Origin of the sequence: Rhizobium sp. BR 315 (assembly GCF_050577975.1) — a bacterium.
GTDB classification, from domain to species: Bacteria; Pseudomonadota; Alphaproteobacteria; order Rhizobiales; family Rhizobiaceae; genus Rhizobium; species Rhizobium miluonense.
Genome location: NZ_JARWKZ010000060.1, coordinates 1 through 15,348 on the forward strand (window position 1 = coordinate 1; position 15,348 = coordinate 15,348).

A 15,348-nucleotide genomic window follows, 5' to 3' on the forward strand; every position below is an offset into this window, starting at 1 on the left:
GGAAACGCGGAAACGCACGTAAACTGAATTCCACTTGCCGTATCGCTCATGCATATCGCGCCACGGACAACCGACCCGCAGCACGTGAAGCATCCCGTTCAAAAAGCACCGATTATCATGCAACGGGCGCGACTTGCGCCCGCGTTCCCTCGGTAAAAGTGGCTCGATGATCCGCCACTCTGCATCGCTCAAATCGCCACGTGCCAAAACTGCCTCCTAAAAGGTAGTCTTGAATCAGACCAAAGCTGATTTGTGAATCTGGAGGGTTCTGTGAGGTCCGGTCGCTTTGGATGCGGCAATTGCTGGTCGGACCTCATTGAAGCCGGGTTGAACGAAGGCGCGGGTTGTTTGGCACTATGGGGATTTCGCCGAAGCGGTGGATGTCGTTTGGCTGGGGCGAGCCCAGACGGAGCTCGGAGAGCGACTGAGAAGAAGGTTCTCGCCGCCAATTGAGATATCGCTGACGGTGTTTTTGGTTGGTCTGTGCCGAACGAGGCTTTGGAGATACTGCGTTTTGTGTTGCGCCGGCATGCTTGGCCAAAGCAATTCGCTCGCGGCCGTTCGATATGCCGACGCTGATCGTTGATGTGATGCCGTGCCTGATGGGGTCATGAGCTATCGTTCCATGCTGGCCGACAGGCTGGTTGACGCGGCTTCCAGGTGCCGAGGATGTTCATCCTTCCGCCGCAACAGGGACAGCGGTGCGCAAACGGTGGGGCCTCGACCGTATCCAGGTCTTCGACTGGCTCTTCCGGCTGTGGGACTTTGAGCAGATTGCGGCACGCCTCCAGCTTCTGTTGCCGATGGCCGTTGGCAAGCAGGCCATAGTGACGGATGCGATGGAAGCCGTCCGGGACAGTATGCAGCAGGAAGCGACGAATGAACTCGTGGGCATCGATCGTCATCAGCTTCTGCCTGCTACCCCTGCGATAATCCCTCCAACGGAATGTGACATGACCACCGTCCATGCGGACGAGGCGGGAATTGGAGATGGCGATGCGATGGGTATAGCGGCCGAGATAGGCCAGCACCTGTTGGGGTCCGGCAAAGGGCGGCTTGGCATAGACGATCCAATCGACGCGACGCGCTGCCTTGATCATGCAAGTGAATGCGGCTGGATGGGCCAGGTTCGCGATGCTGCCGAAGAACTGAAGTTCGCCTTCGTCATGCGCCTGCTTCAGGTATTGGAGAAACAGTCGCCGGAACAGGCGCGACAGCACCCGCACGGGCAGGAAGAAGTTCCTCCGACAAGCCACCCAGCGGGTTTGATCGAACGACAATCCGCCGCCCGGCACGATGCAGTGGATGTGTGGGTGATAATGGAGGTTCTGCCCCCAGGAATGCAGCACGGCGATAAAGCCGAGTTCAGCACCCAGATGTCTGGGGTCAGCGGCAAGTCTGCGGAGTGTCTCGGCGACGGCGCGAAACAGGATCGCATAGACTTTCTGCTTGTTCTGGAAGGCAATCTCGGCGATCGCTGGCGGCATGGTGAAGACGACGTGGAAATAGCCGACTGGCAGCAGGTCGGCCTGCCGGGCGGCAAGCCAATCGCGACTGGCCTGTCCCTGACACTTCGGGCAATGCCGGTTACGGCAGGAATTGTAGGCGATGCGGAGCGCCTCACAATCCTGGCATTGCTGGACATGGCCGCCCAGCCGAGCAGTCCGACACATCTCGACTGCACTCATCACCCGGCGCTCAAGTCGCCCGAGATGGGTGTCATGCGATTGGCGATATGCTTCCCCGTGGCGGCGAAAGATATCCGCCACCTCCAATCCCGCCGCCATGGCGGGATATGCTCAGCCTGGCGGCACCACCTCCAGCGTCAGCCGGTCGAGCGGGCTGGTCGTGGCACGGATGAGCGTGTTGGATACCTTCGTATAGCGCGCCGTGGTCGACAGATTGTTGTGGCCGAGCAGGACCTGGATGATGCGGATGTCGGTGCCGCTTTCCAGCAGATGTGTGGCAAAGCTGTGTCGCAGCGTGTGCACCGACACCCGCTTGTCGATCCCAGCGGCAAGCCGCGCCGAACGGCAAGCGGAATGCAGAACCTGGACATCGATGGGCTTGCTCTCGTCGCGTCCCGGAAACAACCAGACCTGCGGCCGCGCCAGCTTCCAATAGACCCGCAGGATATGAAGCAACTGTGCCGACAGCATCACGTTGCGGTCCTTGCCGCCTTTGCCATGCTCAATACGAATGACACCGCGCTCGCCGTCGATATTGCTGACCTTGAGACTGACCGTCTCGGTGGCGCGCAATCCAGCCGCATACGCCGTCGTCAGCGCCGTTCGGGTCTTCAGGCTTGGAACCGCTTCCAGAAACCGCACGATCTCATCGCCATTCAATATCGTCGGCAGCTTGGATGGCGTTCGTGCATAAGCAATGCGCTCCGGTATCTCCGCATGCCCAAGCGTGACGCCGAAGAAAAACCGAAGCGCGCAAACCGTCTGGTTCAAGGCCGGCCATGATAGGCCAGACGACACCAGATGCACCTGAAAGGCACGCACATCCTCCAGCCCCAGCCGATCTGGCGAGTGCCCGAAATAGCGCGAAAACTTCGTCACCGCATGCAAATACGATCGTTGCGTCGCCGGCGACAGATTGCGGATCGTCATGTCCTCGATCATCCGACGCCGCAGCGGGCTCATCTCACTCATCGTACTCTCCTGTTCAAAGGTTGGGCCAAACAGCCCATTCCTTCAAAACAGAGGCACACCATGCAAATCAGATGCCCCAAATGCCGCGCCAGCGGCTTCGTTCAACCCACTTTGTCAACATCGCCTAAATCGGTGGCGGGGGGAGAGCGAAAATGATGCATATGGAACACTAAGGTCACTCGGCAGGGCCCTGATATCGTTGCAATAGCCGCAAAGATCTGGCCGGCCGTAGTCCGCCTCAGCTCGGTGTGCCGGAGCGGCGGGCCTGTTTCTCTGCATATTTCTTGGCGCGCTCCATGAAGCGCTTGTTCATACGGTCCTCGGCCTCTTTCGAGCCGTCGTGAAAGGTGCCGAACCACTGGTCGAGCGGGATGACACCGTCGGCGTAATTGCACTCGAAGAATTTGTGGTGGAGATAATGATCATAGGCGTGGGTATCGATCCCAGCATCCTCACTGATCACGATCTTGTCGAAGCCGGCATGGCCCGGTGCTGGAGCGAGAGCAGCATGCGTCAGATGGAACAAGGCGTGGATCGGATTGGACGGTACGATCCAATGGATGAGAACGCCCGAAAAATACAAAAGATGCTCGACGGGGTGCATCGCAAGCCCTGACCAGGGGCCGGGGTTGACGTTGTTGTGATGCAGCTTGTGGACCGCGTGGTAGAGCGGCGGCCAGTGGATCAGACGATGCACGAGATAGAAATGCAGATCGCGGAATGCCGGGATCAGCAGCATAATGACAATGCAATAGATCGGGTGCTCGGCAAAATCGACGTAGGGAATGATGCCATTCGCAAAGGCCCAAAGTGTCAGCACCTCGAAGGCCGTCCAGAGGGGTATGGCGCTTGCGAAGGTCCAGATTACATTGTCGACGGTCTGGTTGCCGAAGAGGAAGGCAGAGTTATCCTTCGACGGCCACTTGCTATTGTATTTGAAGCTCGTGCCCTGCTTCTTCTGCATATAAAGGCGCAGGTGAAAGGCGCCGAAGAACAGGAAAACCAAGGTGGCATTGCGCAGGAGAAGATAGGCGATCCAGCCCGGCGCCAGTGTTTTCATCGTCTCCATGGAGGGCGTCGCATAGAGCCACAACAACGTCGCGACAACGGCGTAGACGACATTCCAGGGCATCAGGTAGCCGGGATAGCCGAAGAACCATTTCAGGAATGCGATCGGTTTGGCCGGCCAGATGAAGACAGGCGGATATTGCAGAAGCTTGTTGGGTTTCCAGTCCCCGCGCTTGTCGCGCGTGCCGTATAGCGTGTCGTCCATGAGGTGCCTCCCAGTTGGCGGAACTATGCGGTCAGTGTCAGCGGCGTCGGCTGGAAACGACAGCATTGATTTGATGAAATTTGCTCACGGCGGCGGAAAGTGCGCCAGCCTGAAGTCGGGGGCGAGAAGGAGAGACCGGAGGCCACTCCTTCCCGTGCATCGCCAGCCGTGCTCCTCGTTGCCGGCGCTTGCCTCTTCAGTTGAGGCTTTCGAACTGAACCATGTTGTCCTTCGTCACCAGCTTGAAGGGGATCCAGACTTCCCTGTCGATTTGCTCGCCCTTGATCGCCTTCACCGCTGTATCGATGGCGCCACGGCCTTGCGCCTTGGCGTCCTGGAATACGGTTACCTTGAGATCGCCTGATTTCATTGCCTGCAGCGCATCCGGCGTCGCATCGATACCTGCAACGATCGTCTTGTCGGTCGAGCCGCCGGCGTTCTTGATCGCGGAAATAGCGCCCAGCGCCATCTCGTCGTTATTGGCGATGACGGCATTGAATGTCAGGCCGGAGGTCAGCCAGTTCGAAACGAGATCGGCGCCATCGACACGGCTCCAATTGCCCACCTGCTCGCGCACCACCTTGATGCCGCTGCATTCGCTTGATTTCAGTACGTCATGCACGTCCCGCGTTCTCTGGCGCGCGGCCTGGCTGCTGAGGTCGCCGACCATGACGACGACATCGCCCTTGCCGCCGAGCATGCGACAGACTTCCTTGGTCTGGAGCGTGCCGGATTCGGTTTCATTCGATCCGACGAAGGCCTGCTTCTTTGCGAGCGTCGTCAGGTCGGTCGGCTGGATGTTGACGTAGATCAGCGGAATGCCGGCCTCTTCTGCTATCTTGCTCATGGCCGGCGTGCCGTCTGAATCCACCGGATCGACAATAATGGCCGAGACGCCGCCGGCTGCGAAGTTGCGCACCTGATCGAGCTGCTTGTTGACGTCGTTGGCGGCGTCCACCACCTGCAGGTCGAGGCTCTTGGTCTTGGCATAGTCCTGCATGCCATTGGCGATCAAGGTCTGGAAATTGGTCGTGAGGTAGCCCATAGAGACGCCGATCCGATCGGCGGCATGAGCTTGTGACGACAGCACGAGAGCGAGCGCGCTTGCACTCAAAAACTTGAACATGTTTTCCTCCCAGGAAACTGCGGCCCAAGTGACCGCTAGGCAAGAGTTAACGATGGAGCCGGTCGGCGTCCGAGAGTATTTTGATGAAAAACCATCACGCCGCTGGCTCTCGGCCAAGCGAATACATCCGCTTTGCAATGAAACGCGGCCATGATCAAAACCCATCATCGCGCTGACTGGCAAAGCCATCGAATTCATGATCTGAGCAGCTTACTGGTACGGGAGGAACTATGCAGGATTTGCTCATATTCCAGTCGCTTTGGTCCATGGAGCGACGCAGCGCACGATTTCCGGAGCTTTCTCTGGAGGAGAATATCGAAAAGATCGCCGCCGCCGGTTTCGATGGCATCAGCACCCATTGGTATGATCGCAATCTCGTTGCTCGTATTGCAGGCCTCCTCAAGCAGCATGGTCTGCAGGCGGAGGGGCAATGCTTCCCAAAGACCGTCGACGATCTAAAGCCCGCGCTAGAGGTCGCCGCCGAATACAATGTCCATCATATCTGTCTCCAGCCCGACGTGCGGTTGCGGCGGCTTGAAGATTGCATTCCCCTGCTGGAAGGCTGGCAACGGCTGGCGGAAGAGGCCGGCATCGACGTCTGGATCGAGACGCATCGCGACCGGATGACGACGGATCTGTTCTTCACGCTCGACCTGCTCGATCGGCTGCCGGACCTGCAGCTGCTGGGCGACATCTCCCATTTCCTGGTCGGCCGGGAATTCGCCTGGCCCGTATCCGACGAAAATCACGCCCTTATTCATCGGATACTGGATAGTTCCTGGGCCTTTCACGGCCGCGTTGCTTCCCGTGAGCAGGTCCAGATCGAGATTTCCTTTCCGCATCACAGGCCTTGGGTCGATCTTTTCCTCGGCTGGTGGGACTATGGCTTCAGGAGCTGGCGCAAACGCGCGGCCAAGGACGCGACGCTTGCCTTCACCTGCGAGTTGGGACCGAAACCCTATGCCATCACCGGAAGGGACGGCGAAGACACCACCGATCGGTGGGAAGAATCCCTGCTTATGAGGCAGGAAATACGTGATTTGTGGGCAAAGACGTCAAGCTAGCAAATCAAACGAAATATCAGCGATAGACTACTGATTCTGGAGGGATTTCCATGGACGTAAGAGCAGCCGTAGCGGTGCAGGCCGGCAAGCCGCTTGAGGTGATGACGGTTCAGCTTGAGGGGCCAAGAGCCGGCGAAGTGCTGATCGAGGTCAAGGCGACCGGCATCTGCCATACCGACGATTTCACCCTGTCGGGGGCCGACCCCGAAGGCCTGTTCCCGGCCATCCTCGGCCATGAGGGTGCGGGTATCGTCGTCGATGTCGGACCGGGGGTGACSTCGGTGAAGAARGGCGATCACGTCATCCCGCTCTATACGCCCGAATGCCGCGAATGCCCGTCGTGCCTCAGCCGCAAGACCAATCTGTGCACGGCGATCCGCTCGACCCAGGGTCAGGGCCTRATGCCGGACGGCACCTCGCGCTTCTCGATCGGCAAGGACAAGATCCATCACTATATGGGCTGCTCGACCTTCGCCAATTACACCGTGCTGCCGGAGATTGCCGTTGCCAAGGTCAACCCGGACGCTCCTTTCGACAAGATCTGCTATATCGGCTGCGGCGTCACCACCGGCATCGGTGCGGTCATCAACACCGCCAAGGTGGAGATGGGCGCAACGGCGATCGTCTTCGGTCTCGGCGGCATCGGCCTCAACGTCATCCAGGGCCTACGGCTTGCCGGCGCCGACATGATCATCGGCGTCGATCTCAACAACGACAAGAAGGAATGGGGCGAGCGCTTCGGCATGACGCATTTCGTCAATCCAAAGGAGGTCGGCGACGACATCGTTCCCTATCTCGTCAACATGACGAAGCGCGGAGCCGACCAGATCGGCGGGGCGGACTATACCTTCGACTGCACCGGCAACACCAAGGTGATGCGCCAGGCACTGGAAGCAAGCCATCGCGGCTGGGGCAAGTCGGTGGTCATCGGCGTTGCCGGCGCCGGCCAGGAGATCTCGACGCGTCCGTTCCAGCTGGTGACGGGCCGCTCGTGGATGGGGACGGCCTTCGGCGGCGCGCGTGGTCGCACCGATGTGCCGAAGATCGTCGACTGGTACATGGAGGGCAAGATCCAGATCGATCCGATGATCACCCACACCATGCCGCTCGAAGACATCAACAAGGGCTTTGAACTCATGCACTCCGGAAAGAGTGTCAGGGGTGTCGTCATCTACTGACGGGGTCGGCAAGCTAGTCGGAAATTTATTGGCAATCCGAGCGACGGATATGCCGATGACCATCGTTCAAGAATCACGCCGATCTCGGGATGAGGTCGGCGGCTTGAACAGAATGGCCTTCAGGCAAAAGGATATGCCCATGACCCGCAAGCTGCTAAGTGTGACCGCCGCCGCTCTCTTCGCCCTGTCCTCGGCGACTGTGGTTTTTGCACAGACGACCACACCTGCGACCACCGCAACGCAGGCTCCCGTCACCGCCCCATCCGCTTCGGCACCATCTTCGGCCATGCCGTCGAAGGATGAAATCAAAACGGCGCGGCAGGCCTGCCGACAGGATGCGACCGGACAGGGCCTCAAGGGTCAGGCACGCAGGGATTCGGTCAAGAGCTGCCTTCAGCAGAAGTACCCGGTCCTGGCGAAGCGCAAGACCTGTCACGATCAAGGCACGGCCAAGGGTCTGGAAAAGAAAGCGCTGCGCGACTTCGTCAAGCAGTGCATCGCTGCTGGCTAAGCTGCGGCGAACCTCTGCTCGGATTTCCATCCGCCACCAAAATATGGTCCGTCAATATCGGGCGGACCATGGCATCCCAGGCAAGAGCCAGTTCTTCCACAGCGCACCCTTTTCTAGAAGACGATCGTCCTTATCTCTTTGTCAGGGCAATATGTTTCGGGGCGCACAGTGTTTTTTCACAGGGACCAGCTTTCATTCGGTATCGTCTTGCCGGCTCAGACGAGAACGCTTGCCGATGTGCAATTCGATGTTCAGCTCGGCATCGCTGGCCATGCCGACAGATTAGGCTTCGATGCATTGTGGGTGAGGGATGTTCCCCTCAACAGCGAGAGCTATCCCGACCCGATCGGACATGCGGATCCATGGGTTTTCCTCGGAGCGCTGGCGACCGCCACTTCCAATATCCGCCTGGCGACGGGCGCAATCGTCCTGCCGTTGCGGCATCCTCTTCATATTGCCAAGGCTTCGCTTTCTGTCGCGGCCCTCTCCAAGGGACGGTTTGTTCTGGGGCTCGGCTCCGGCGACCGGCCCAGCGAATATGAAATGTTCGGCAGAGACGTTGAAAGCCGCAAGGCTCTTTTCCAGACCCATTGGGAGCGCCTTGCCGCAGCGCTGCGCCCCGATCAAGCCGTCATCAATGAAGATGGCCAAGTTCGGGGCGATTTCGCCATAAGGCCGAGCTTGCAGGGGACGAGCATCCCGATGGTGGCGGTAGGTTCGTCGGCACAATCGCTTGAATGGATCGCGCGAAACGCGGCGGGATGGATGACATATTATCGTTCGCTGTCCGTGCAGAAAGATCGGTTGACGCTCTGGCGCAACGCGCAAACGAAGGTCACGACCGAGTTTCGTGGTTTCGGCCAGTCCATGGTTCTGGAACTGCTCGACAAACCCGATGCGACATATGAGGAGATCAATCTTGGAGGCAGGACAGGTAGACGAGGGCTGATCGATACACTGTCGGCCATGCGCGAGGCCGGCATTCAGCATGTCGCATTCAACCTGATTTCGGAAGGCAGACCGGCCACCGAGGTTATGGATGAAATCGCCGCAGGTATCATGCCGGCGCTGCGCTAGGCGACTGCATTGTCAACCCGGCTGCTGCAGATTCGGCAATGTCGTAGTCCGCGAGAGACGCAAGTTACCATCGCCAGATAGCATAAAGATAGTTTCATTTTAAAACTACGAAGGGCGAAAATTCGCCCGGCTCACCGTTTCAGATCTATAACTCAGTCGAAGCGCCGTTAGGACTGACGGATGAAGTCCGAGATCAAGCTGGCGACTGTATTTGGGGCGTCCTCAAAACAGTAGTGCCCAACGCCGGGCAGGCGGATGGTCTGGGCGGCCGGGAAGATGGCCGCAAACAGCGGTAGGAAATGCTCGGCGCCAAGCGTGCGGTCCGCGTCTCCCCAGATTGCCAAGGCGGGTTTGGTGCGGATCGCCTGGTTGGCCGCGGCATCGGGCGTCTCGAAGCTATGGGCGCCGGTGGCAAAGCCCTTTGCCCAGCCGATCGCACCAACGCAGTCTGCTGGATCCGCGAAGGGCGCGCTATAGGCGGAAATCCAGCCATCGTTGATGATGGCATTGTTCTCGAAGCCGTTGAGCTTGAGCGTGCTCAGGATATTGAAGCCAAGCTGTCCAAGCACCGCCTCGAGACTGCCTTTCGCATCCGCTTGCATGATCCATTGGAACCAGGGCGAGGTGCTGGCATTTGCCAGGACCCTGTCGAGAAGATCTGCTTGGCCGAACGGCGTTGGTGCATTGGCTGAGATCACCCGCCGAATCCGGCCTGGATGCCGGGCAGCAAGCCCCATGCCGACCGGGCCGCCGAAATCGTGCATGACGAGCGTAATTTCGTTCAGATCGAGCGCGAGCACGAAGCGCTCCAGGTTGTCGATGTGATCCTGAAGCCAGTAGCTACGGTCTTGCGGCGTTTCGCTCCTGCCGAAGCCCATATGGTCCGGCACGATCACCCGATGTGTCTGGCTGAGGACAGGAATCAGGTGGCGGAACAGATAGCCCCAGGTGGGTTCGCCATGCAGGCATAGCACGACCCCACCGTCTCGCGGTCCTTCATCGACATAGTGCATCCGAAAACCGGGTGCGTGGGTGTAGTGCGGCGCGAATGGAAACGTGCCGCCGAAAGTGGCGTCGGATGTGTTCATGGGAGAGAGTTCTTTCGCTGAGGGGCGGCTGCGCGCGATGGTCGTCACGCAGCTCGCTGTGAGGCTAAGCGTTGGGTTTTCGGCGTGTTTCTAAAGCGTCGCCGCAAACCGCTTGATATGGGCTGCAATCGCCTCCGCCTGCTCCTCAAGCGCGAAGTGGCCGGTGTCGAGGAGGTTGAAATCGGCTTTCGGCAAGTCTCTTTGATAGGGGTAGGCGCCAGAGGGCGGGAAGATGCTGTCGTTTTGGCCCCAAACGATCAGCGCCGGCGGCTGATGCTTGCGGAAGTAGCCTTGCCATTCCGGATAGAGATCCGGATTGGTCCGATAATCAAAGATGAGATCGAGCATGATCTCCTTGTTGCCGGGGCGGTCCAGGAGAGCTTTTTGCAGCACCCAGCTGTCAGGGCTTATGTTCGAGATGTCTTTGACGCCGTGGGTGTAGTTCCACTTCAGCGCCTCATCCGAGGTGGCTTCCTCGCGAATTTTCCGGAAATTTTCCGGCGAGGGATCGCGCCATAGCGTCCTGGGCAGTTCCCAAAAGCTGTCTGGCAAACCTTCCTCGTAGGCATTGGCATTTTGGACGATCAGAAACGAGACCTTCTCGGGGTGCCGCGTGGCGAGGCGATATCCGACCGGACCGCCGAAGTCCTGCATGTAGATCGCGTATTTCCCGAGGCCGATCCTGTCGGTGAATTTCTCCATCACGTCAGCCAGGTGGTCGAAGGTGTAGGAGAACTCGTCGCGGGATGGCGCCGAGCTGTAACCGAAGCCCGGATAGTCGGGAGCAATGAGATGAAACTGATCGGCCAGGCGATCGATCAGCTCGCGGAACATGAAAGAGGATGCGGGAAAACCGTGCAGGAGCAGGATTGCAGGGCGATTGGCGTCGCCTGCCTCCCGATAGAAGATTTCGACCCCGTCAACGTCGATGCGGCGATACTGCGTCATGGGAACTCCTCCATTATTCCAGCTATGTGGCTGCAAGCAGGTGTGGTTGCAGATTAAAACCACAAGCCGTGTATCACTTGAGGTTTTAGTTTGCAACCTCTATATTTTTGAGGGGTGGATCGCGTTGATCACTCCGGACGTCGATGAATAGAGTGCGAGCCGAAGGCGATGGCAAAGAGAATTAGTCATAAGGATTCGATATGCGGCGTCGCGAGGCCGCTTGATGCCATTGGCGATTGGTGGTCTTTGCTGATCGTCCGCGACGCCTTCAACGGCCTGCGGCGCTTCGGAGAGTTTCAGAAGAGCCTGGGTCTTGCGAAGAACATTCTTTCAGCCCGGCTACGCAATCTCGTGGACTACGGCATCATGGATGTAGCGCCTGCATCGGATGGCAGCCCCTATCAGGAATATGTGCTTACGGAGAAGGGGCGAGGCCTATTTCCGCTTCTTGTCGCCCTTCGGCAATGGGGCGAAGATTTCTTCTTCGAACCCGGCGAGAAGCATGTGCTTCTGGTCGATCGCAAGGTTGGTATGCCGGTGCGAAAGCTGGAGCTTCGCTCGCAGGACGGCCGGGTGTTGGGACCGGAGGACACCGTCGTGACATGGGTACCAGAAGCAGGTGACGTGAAGCCCGCGCCGTAAGAACGGCGCTCGAGGATTGCCGCGATGTCGCAGCCCGCGAGATCAACGCGTTTGCGTCATGACTGGCATGGAATCACGCTATTCCCATTGGACGGGCGGGAAACAGATGTTCGGCCATCAGGTCGATGAAGGCGCTGACCTTCAGCAAAATCTATGAGGTCGACGGACACAATATGCGGAATGGGATCGCATTGTTCCCAAGTCGACCACTCGCCCAGAATCGTTGTCGGCTCGCCGCCGGAGAATGCCGCTTCTTAAGCTCCGATCAGTTTCTTGCTCTACGCAAGGTTTCCGAAGGGCTTTTTGTATGGGCAGCCGACAGCACTCGATCCCAGCCGCGCGCCGGAAGGTGCCGCGATCCTATGGCTGCAATTGCCCGATACGCCCCGTTTCATCAAGGGCGATGCCGCTGGCGAAATCGAGTGCCCCGCCGATGGCCGCTGGACAGAGATATTGCGCGAAGCCTTTGCCGACCGCATCGAGGCCATGCTGCGCCGTCACATCGAGAATTTCGACGAAGCCTTGCTTTCACGACGCTGCTATTCCCCCCCGCGATCTGGAGGTCCTGAATGTCAATCTCGTCGGCGGCGACCCCTATGGCGGCTTCTGCGGGCTCGACCAATTCTTCCTCTGGCGCCCGTTCAAGACCTCGATCAATCACAAGACCCATGTGCCCGGCCTGTATCACATCGGCGCATCGAGCCACCCCGGACCTGGCTTGGCGGGAGGATCAGGTTTCCTGCTGGCGTCGTCACTGAAATAGACGGCGGCTGTTCGCGCGAGAAGAATTGACGGCGGTGTCGGCTTCATCTCGCTTCAGCGACGATCTAAAGTCGAGGCCTGGAGTCCGATAATCGACTGAGCATCGGCCAAAGCTCACTTCCCAAGATCCTTGTATTGCGACGGCGCTCTCTTTCGCCCCGCACCTCGACTGCGCGAACTTCCTTTGATGGATTTAATGCAAGGGTAGAGCGTTTCGCAATGAGCCTGCCCATCCGGGCAGGTTCGCTAAGTCTGCGGCAAATGCTAATATTCTAAATACCGGCTCGGGCACCACCTACGAGCCGGATTGCGCAGCGTCCGGCGACGATAGCCATGCCCCAATCATTGTCGTCGGACACGCGCCCTTTTTCTCAGCAAGCCAATGTGCTCTTTGCTGCGGCCGACGGGTCGTGATCTTGATCCTCCTGCTCCCGCCGCCCTTCTTCTCCTGCATGCCCGTTGGTTTGAGCAAATGAAGGCTGCCAGTTCAGTTTCATAGCGCGCATCGAGCGTCGCCTCCGGGCGCTCAGCACCAAGACATTACGTGAGCCTTGCAAAAGCAGCATGCCTCGCTTGCAGGCATGTGCATTTTATTTAGGCGGGTAAATGCATATCTAGCGGTCAGACACAAAGGAGACAGAGATGAGAGTTATCGAGAAGATTAAACGTTTTTCCGCAGTCCGCAAAGCAATCCGTGAGCTTTCCGCATTGGACGACCATGCGCTCGCCGATCTTGGCATTTCCCGTTCGCATATCGCTTATGCGGTCAACGGAACCCGTGGCATCTAAGCGTTATCCGGACGCTTTTCCTGCCGGCTGATCGAACTGAGCGAACCGTGAAGCGGATTGGGATGGAAACATCCCGTTGTTGCCGCCGGCTCGCTGAGAACTAGCTTTCCAGAAGCACAGCGGAGGTTTCTGGAGTTTCCAGGCGGCTTTAATGCCGCCTTTTGACTTTGCCCCGTGCAGTTTATCTCAACGGCGAAGACATGCTCCGAACCAGCATCCCCGCAATGAGCCGGCCCTGGTAGTTTACCGCACACGCTGGCCTCGCGAGACGTCGCCGCAAGGGTTTATCCGATGCAGTCTCGGCACGGCTGGCTTCGGTATCTCAATCGCCAATTCCGGCCTCTATAGCGATAGTCCGCCAGACTGCTGTGTCGCATCGGATAACGATACCATCAACATTGCCAATGACGCCGTCTCTTAGACAAGGATAGGCAGGCCAGTGCGAAGCCGGCCAATCAGGGCGAATGATATGTCGTTGCCCATTGCAGAGAGTTTAGTTTGGCGCTCCTATTCGCGCGGCAGGACACCGCGCAAAACCGTTTCGGCGATCGTCTGGGCCGCCATTTCATAGTCCTCGACTTTCAACCGGGACTTTTTCAAGCCATCGGCGGCAATCGGTTCGAACTCGGCGTAGAACTGCGTTGACGCCCAGAGCATGATGAACAGGTGTCGGGGATCGACTGGCAGGATTTTGCCTTCGGCAATCCAGCCCTCGATCACGGCGACATGCTTATCAGTGACGTCGCGAATATGCTGGCGATCCTTCTTCTTCAGAAAGCGAGCACCCTGGATGATTTCGCTGGCAAAGAGCCGGGTCTCGGCGATGTTCTTGCGGGTATAATCGAGCTTGGCGCGAATGTAGAGGCGAAAGGCATCGGCCGGCTCGCGATCGGCGGTGATGAATTTCAGTGCGTTGTCCCATCCGTCGAGCAGGTGAGCGATGATCGCTGTGTAGATCTGCTCCTTCGACGAAAAGTAGTAATAGACGTTTGCCTTCGGCAAGCCGGAGGCTTCCGCGATTTCTGCAATCCGGGTGCCGTCATAGCCCTTGCGCGAAAAGATCTCGATTCCAGCCTTGATGATCAGCCGAATGTTGCGCTCGCGGATTTTTTCGTCCGGTTCATTGTGTTCGCGTGGCATGCCCGCTCCGTCTTCCAATTTCCCATGCTTTGGACCGGCACTTGCAAATGGCAACAGCACACATTCGCCAAAGCCCGCTTTTCCACTGAAAAGCAAGGGCTGGCACCAATCCAAAAAGTTGACGATGTGATCAGGAAAAACTGACCAAGTCGTCATTTTTTTACTTTTAATAAGTTGACACTTTGGTCAGGTTTTGTCTAGTCTTCATCCAGCAAGCGAAGACGCGGGGGACGATTTCGTGCCAATGACTTTAAAAGATGCGATGGCGGAAGCGTTTGCCGGCTGGGAAGGGGATCTGCCGCCCGACTGGCGCGCCGCCTTGGGTAGTGTTGGCGATGATTTCAGCCGTATCGACGCGGATCTGGAATTCGAGGCCTGGGAGCCGATATTTCCGGTGCGCCGCGGACGCCATTTTCCCGGTCAACCCAAGGGTGCGCATGCGCTCGCAGCCTTCGACGGGATCGCGCCACAGGAAGTCCGTTGTATGATCCTCGGCCAGGATCCTTATCCAGAGCCGGGTTTTGCCACTGGTCGCGCGTTCGAGGCGGGCAATCTCGCGTCATGGAACGAGCTCGACAAAATGTTCTCGAAGAGCATCCGTGCCTATATGCAACTCATCGCCGCAGCGCGGACCGGTAATCAGAACCTTTCCGAAAGCTTCGAGCGCTGGCCGGACGTCCGACAGATGCTTTGCGATCCGGATTGCGGTTTCGAGGGGCCAAGCGCGATCGGTGACCGTTGGGTTCGTCAGGGCGTGCTTCTGCTCAATGCTTCGCTGACGCTTTCGCGTTTCAAGGTCGACGTAGATCCGCATCAGGCGAGGGGACATCTGCCTTTTTGGCGACCGCTGATGCTCAAAGTGATCGCCACCTTGCGTGAGCGCGATCAGCCGATCGTCTTCATAGGCTTTGGCGATGCCGCGGCTGACATCCTTGCGGAAGCCGGCCTCAGCGAATGCGTATCCGGCAACTGTGCCTTGATTTTACGCGATCATCCCGCTTTTGCCGAGCATGTACTCGGTCGGGAAAATCCATTTCTTCTTTGCAATTCCTATCTTGAGGCGAGGGGCGCAAGCCCCGTCGCATGGTAA

At 58.3% G+C, this 15,348-nt stretch carries 14 protein-coding genes and 2 pseudogenes; 8 read left to right on the forward strand and 8 right to left on the reverse strand.

Features of this window, described 5'->3' with window-relative positions; translation table 11 throughout:
* From QD409_RS30825 to QD409_RS30845, 5 genes are all read right to left on the reverse strand, one after another.
* A partial coding sequence (locus QD409_RS30825) for a transposase (protein WP_430764552.1) occupies positions 1–207 on the reverse strand: 207 nt, incomplete at its 3' end.
* A gap of 401 nt (positions 208–608) precedes the next feature.
* The gene (locus QD409_RS30830; RefSeq protein WP_430764553.1) at positions 609–1,787 is read right to left on the reverse strand and encodes an IS91 family transposase; all 1,179 of its coding nucleotides are present in this window, start codon (positions 1,785–1,787) and stop codon (positions 609–611) included.
* Between the two features lie 12 nt (positions 1,788–1,799).
* On the reverse strand, positions 1,800–2,660 hold the full coding sequence (locus QD409_RS30835; protein WP_430764554.1) for a tyrosine-type recombinase/integrase: 861 nt from the start codon (positions 2,658–2,660) through the stop codon (positions 1,800–1,802).
* 238 nt (positions 2,661–2,898) lie between these two features.
* A complete protein-coding gene (locus QD409_RS30840; protein WP_092851955.1) occupies positions 2,899–3,933 on the reverse strand; it encodes a sterol desaturase family protein in 1,035 nt (344 codons plus the stop codon).
* Positions 3,934–4,129: 196 nt separating this feature from the next.
* On the reverse strand, positions 4,130–5,059 hold the full coding sequence (locus QD409_RS30845; protein ID WP_430764555.1) for a sugar ABC transporter substrate-binding protein: 930 nt from the start codon (positions 5,057–5,059) through the stop codon (positions 4,130–4,132).
* 230 nt (positions 5,060–5,289) lie between these two features.
* On the opposite strand from QD409_RS30845, the gene QD409_RS30850 reads away from it, so the two are divergent.
* The 4 genes from QD409_RS30850 (at position 5,290) to QD409_RS30865 (ending at position 8,889) form a co-directional block, all read left to right on the forward strand.
* A complete protein-coding gene (locus tag QD409_RS30850; RefSeq protein WP_092851959.1) occupies positions 5,290–6,123 on the forward strand; it encodes a sugar phosphate isomerase/epimerase family protein in 834 nt (277 codons plus the stop codon).
* A 50-nt stretch (positions 6,124–6,173) separates the two neighbouring features.
* Complete coding sequence (locus tag QD409_RS30855) at positions 6,174–7,301, forward strand: S-(hydroxymethyl)glutathione dehydrogenase/class III alcohol dehydrogenase (protein WP_430764556.1); 1,128 nt, start codon at positions 6,174–6,176, stop codon at positions 7,299–7,301.
* Between the two features lie 139 nt (positions 7,302–7,440).
* Positions 7,441–7,812: a PsiF family protein gene (locus QD409_RS30860; protein WP_092852016.1), complete on the forward strand. Its 372-nt coding sequence runs from the start codon at positions 7,441–7,443 to the stop codon at positions 7,810–7,812.
* 168 nt (positions 7,813–7,980) lie between these two features.
* Positions 7,981–8,889: a TIGR03571 family LLM class oxidoreductase gene (locus QD409_RS30865; protein ID WP_430764557.1), complete on the forward strand. Its 909-nt coding sequence runs from the start codon at positions 7,981–7,983 to the stop codon at positions 8,887–8,889.
* Positions 8,890–9,056: 167 nt separating this feature from the next.
* Here QD409_RS30865 and QD409_RS30870 read toward each other — a convergent pair whose 3' ends face one another.
* Together QD409_RS30870 and QD409_RS30875 are read right to left on the reverse strand one after the other, a co-directional pair.
* The gene (locus tag QD409_RS30870; protein ID WP_092851965.1) at positions 9,057–9,977 is read right to left on the reverse strand and encodes an alpha/beta fold hydrolase; all 921 of its coding nucleotides are present in this window, start codon (positions 9,975–9,977) and stop codon (positions 9,057–9,059) included.
* Positions 9,978–10,067: 90 nt separating this feature from the next.
* The gene (locus QD409_RS30875) at positions 10,068–10,925 is read right to left on the reverse strand and encodes an alpha/beta fold hydrolase (protein WP_092851967.1); all 858 of its coding nucleotides are present in this window, start codon (positions 10,923–10,925) and stop codon (positions 10,068–10,070) included.
* Between the two features lie 168 nt (positions 10,926–11,093).
* Between QD409_RS30875 and QD409_RS30880 the strand changes: the two genes are divergently transcribed.
* The 3 genes and pseudogenes from QD409_RS30880 to QD409_RS30890 all read left to right on the forward strand — a co-directional run.
* Positions 11,094–11,567 (forward strand): winged helix-turn-helix transcriptional regulator, encoded by a 474-nt coding sequence (locus QD409_RS30880; RefSeq protein ID WP_092851969.1) that lies wholly within the window; start codon positions 11,094–11,096, stop codon positions 11,565–11,567.
* A 309-nt stretch (positions 11,568–11,876) separates the two neighbouring features.
* A pseudogene (locus QD409_RS30885) lies at positions 11,877–12,330 on the forward strand (phytoene desaturase family protein); the annotation flags it as partial.
* A gap of 641 nt (positions 12,331–12,971) precedes the next feature.
* Positions 12,972–13,034: pseudogene (locus QD409_RS30890) on the forward strand (hypothetical protein); the annotation flags it as partial.
* A gap of 591 nt (positions 13,035–13,625) precedes the next feature.
* On the opposite strand, the gene QD409_RS30895 reads toward QD409_RS30890, so the two are convergent.
* Positions 13,626–14,258, reverse strand: a complete 633-nt coding sequence (locus tag QD409_RS30895; RefSeq protein WP_092851973.1) for a TetR family transcriptional regulator C-terminal domain-containing protein — start codon at positions 14,256–14,258, stop codon at positions 13,626–13,628.
* Positions 14,259–14,502: 244 nt separating this feature from the next.
* On the opposite strand from QD409_RS30895, the gene QD409_RS30900 reads away from it, so the two are divergent.
* Positions 14,503–15,348, forward strand: coding sequence for a uracil-DNA glycosylase (locus QD409_RS30900; RefSeq protein WP_245298055.1), 846 nt, complete (start codon positions 14,503–14,505; stop codon positions 15,346–15,348).

Bases quoted from the DNA above. Each gene is read 5' to 3' on its own strand.
- QD409_RS30900 (WP_245298055.1), top strand. From the start codon at position 14,503: ATGACTTTAAAAGATGCGATGGCGGAAGCGTTTGCCGGCTGGGAAGGG.
- QD409_RS30840 (WP_092851955.1), bottom strand. From the start codon at position 3,933: ATGGACGACACGCTATACGGCACGCGCGACAAGCGCGGGGACTGGAAA.
- QD409_RS30870 (WP_092851965.1), bottom strand. From the start codon at position 9,977: ATGAACACATCCGACGCCACTTTCGGCGGCACGTTTCCATTCGCGCCG.
- QD409_RS30880 (WP_092851969.1), top strand. From the start codon at position 11,094: ATGGCAAAGAGAATTAGTCATAAGGATTCGATATGCGGCGTCGCGAGG.
- QD409_RS30875 (WP_092851967.1), bottom strand. From the start codon at position 10,925: ATGACGCAGTATCGCCGCATCGACGTTGACGGGGTCGAAATCTTCTAT.
- QD409_RS30860 (WP_092852016.1), top strand. From the start codon at position 7,441: ATGACCCGCAAGCTGCTAAGTGTGACCGCCGCCGCTCTCTTCGCCCTG.
- QD409_RS30895 (WP_092851973.1), bottom strand. From the start codon at position 14,258: ATGCCACGCGAACACAATGAACCGGACGAAAAAATCCGCGAGCGCAAC.
- QD409_RS30850 (WP_092851959.1), top strand. From the start codon at position 5,290: ATGCAGGATTTGCTCATATTCCAGTCGCTTTGGTCCATGGAGCGACGC.
- QD409_RS30835 (WP_430764554.1), bottom strand. From the start codon at position 2,660: ATGAGTGAGATGAGCCCGCTGCGGCGTCGGATGATCGAGGACATGACG.
- QD409_RS30845 (WP_430764555.1), bottom strand. From the start codon at position 5,059: ATGTTCAAGTTTTTGAGTGCAAGCGCGCTCGCTCTCGTGCTGTCGTCA.
- QD409_RS30830 (WP_430764553.1), bottom strand. From the start codon at position 1,787: ATGGCGGCGGGATTGGAGGTGGCGGATATCTTTCGCCGCCACGGGGAA.